The 1872-nt window shown below is 61.9% G+C and carries 3 protein-coding genes; 2 read left to right on the forward strand and 1 reads right to left on the reverse strand.

Features of this window, described 5'->3' with window-relative positions; translation table 11 throughout:
* Positions 1 to 631: hypothetical protein (locus tag HV796_RS41955; protein WP_217478236.1), on the forward strand; the 631-nt coding region annotated here is incomplete at its 5' end.
* A complete protein-coding gene (locus HV796_RS41960; RefSeq protein ID WP_175233507.1) occupies positions 598 to 1614 on the forward strand; it encodes a hypothetical protein in 1017 nt (338 codons plus the stop codon). The genes HV796_RS41955 and HV796_RS41960, both read left to right, overlap by 34 nt.
* A gap of 27 nt (positions 1615 to 1641) precedes the next feature.
* Here HV796_RS41960 and HV796_RS43800 read toward each other — a convergent pair.
* Positions 1642 to 1872 (reverse strand): hypothetical protein (locus HV796_RS43800; RefSeq protein WP_217478238.1); only part of this gene is annotated, 231 nt, incomplete at its 5' end.

Genomic DNA, 1872 nt, shown 5'->3' on the forward strand with positions numbered 1-1872 from the left:
CGCGCCTTTAAGTCCGCAGACGCAACGACTGGTCGAACGACTCGCGCCCGTACCAGAGGATAAGCGGCCGGTGGCGATGCGTCGCTCGGAGGGCGGGACATGGCAGGATCCGCAAACGCTGGCGCACTACGCGCAGATCGGAGCGAAGCTGTACCGGGTAGCAAAAGACGAGGCCGCGTCGACGGAAGGGTATGTGGTATGGAATCCGGTGGATGCCACTGGCAATGCAAGGGAGCGGACAATCCGTCTGGAAAACCGGGATGGCCAGTGGCAGCGGGCGAGCAATGTTCCGGGTCTGAAGGGCGGGGCGCCGGAACCACATCGCTTGCCCCAGCTGTCAGCGGATGAGGTGGACAACGAACTCGCGGATCTGGACGACAGGCCGCATTCTGGCTTGCCCGTTGACGTTGCACCTCAAGACCGGGGGGCAGATCCGGCAGGGACGGCGCTGGTTGACTGGGCCCACGCAGAGCAGGCGCGTGGACTGCCGCTTTCCCATGCGGAGCAGCAGATCCATGACAGCCTGAACGCACCAGGGCATCAACAGCCTGCTGCCCCCTCCCGGGCAGCAGTCGCGCAAAGCCCCGTGCGCGGTTCGTGCCGGCATTACCTGCACACATCGATCTGCTGAAGGTTTTGCCAGAGGAACTGGATCGGAGATACCGCTCTAACGTCAGGCGGTTCCTGGTGCATCTGGAAGAGCAGGGACAGTCCTGGTCGCAACTGGTGCCCGTGGGTAGCGTTGCGGGTGCGAGTCCTGTCGCGCTTGAACAGGCCGTCAACGAGGGGATCCGGCATCATGGCTTGCAACACAACACGCGCACTGCGCTCAACCGGGCCTTCGGGTTCAGGCTGCGAGGCGACATAAAAAAAGCTCGGCGTCCGCCGGATCTTCAGGAGCACAAGGATCTGCTGAAAGATCTGCCCGAAGAACTGGATCAGGCATACCGCTCTAACGTCAAGTGGTTCCTGGTGCATCTGGAAGAGCAGGGTCAGTCATGGTCGCAACTGGTGCCCGCAGGCAGCGGTGCGGGTGCGCGTCCTGCTGCGCTTGAACAGGCCGTCAACGAGGGGATCCGGCATCATGGCTTGTCGACCAACACGCGCGCAGCCATCAACCAGGCCTTCGGGTTCAAACTGCAAGGCGATATACAAAGAGCGCCGGATCTTCAGGAGCACAAGGATCTGCTGGCGGATCTGCCTGAAGAACTGGATCAGGCATACCGCTCTCGCGTCAACCGGTTCCTGGTGCATCTGGAGGAGCAGGGTCAGTCATGGTCGCAACTGATGCCCGCAGGCAGCGGTGCGGGTGCGCGTCCTGCCGCGCTTGAACAGGCCGTCAACGAGGGGATCCGGCAGCATGGCTTGCGGGCCGACACGCGCGCAGCCATCAACCAGGCCTTCGGGTTCAGGCTGCAAGGCGACATAAAAAATTCGTCTTGCGCCCGATCTTCAGGAGCACAAGGATCTGCTGAAGGATCTGCCCGGAGAACTGGATCAGGTATCCCGCTCTCGCGTCAGCCGGTTCCTGGTGCATCTGGAAGAGCAAGGTCAGTCATGGTCGCAACTGGTGCCCGCGGGCAGCGGTGCGGGTGCGCGTCCTGCCGCACTTGAACAGGCCGTCAACGAGGGGATCCCGCATCATGGCTTGCAACCCAACACGCGCGCAGCCATCAATCGGGTCTTCGGGTTCAAGCTGCAAAGTAAAGCAGAAAACCGGGGATAGTCCCGCCGACTGTGTCGCGACAACACTTCGCAGCGAGAGCAATTGTCAAATCTGGTGTACGCGGTGAGCAGGTTCATCAGGCGGCGAGCGATTGCTGAACCGGTGTGCTGTCGATCACCGGGATGCCATTTCTGAAAGGAATGCCT

Source organism: Paraburkholderia humisilvae, assembly GCF_902859855.1.
GTDB classification, from domain to species: Bacteria; Pseudomonadota; Gammaproteobacteria; order Burkholderiales; family Burkholderiaceae; genus Paraburkholderia; species Paraburkholderia humisilvae.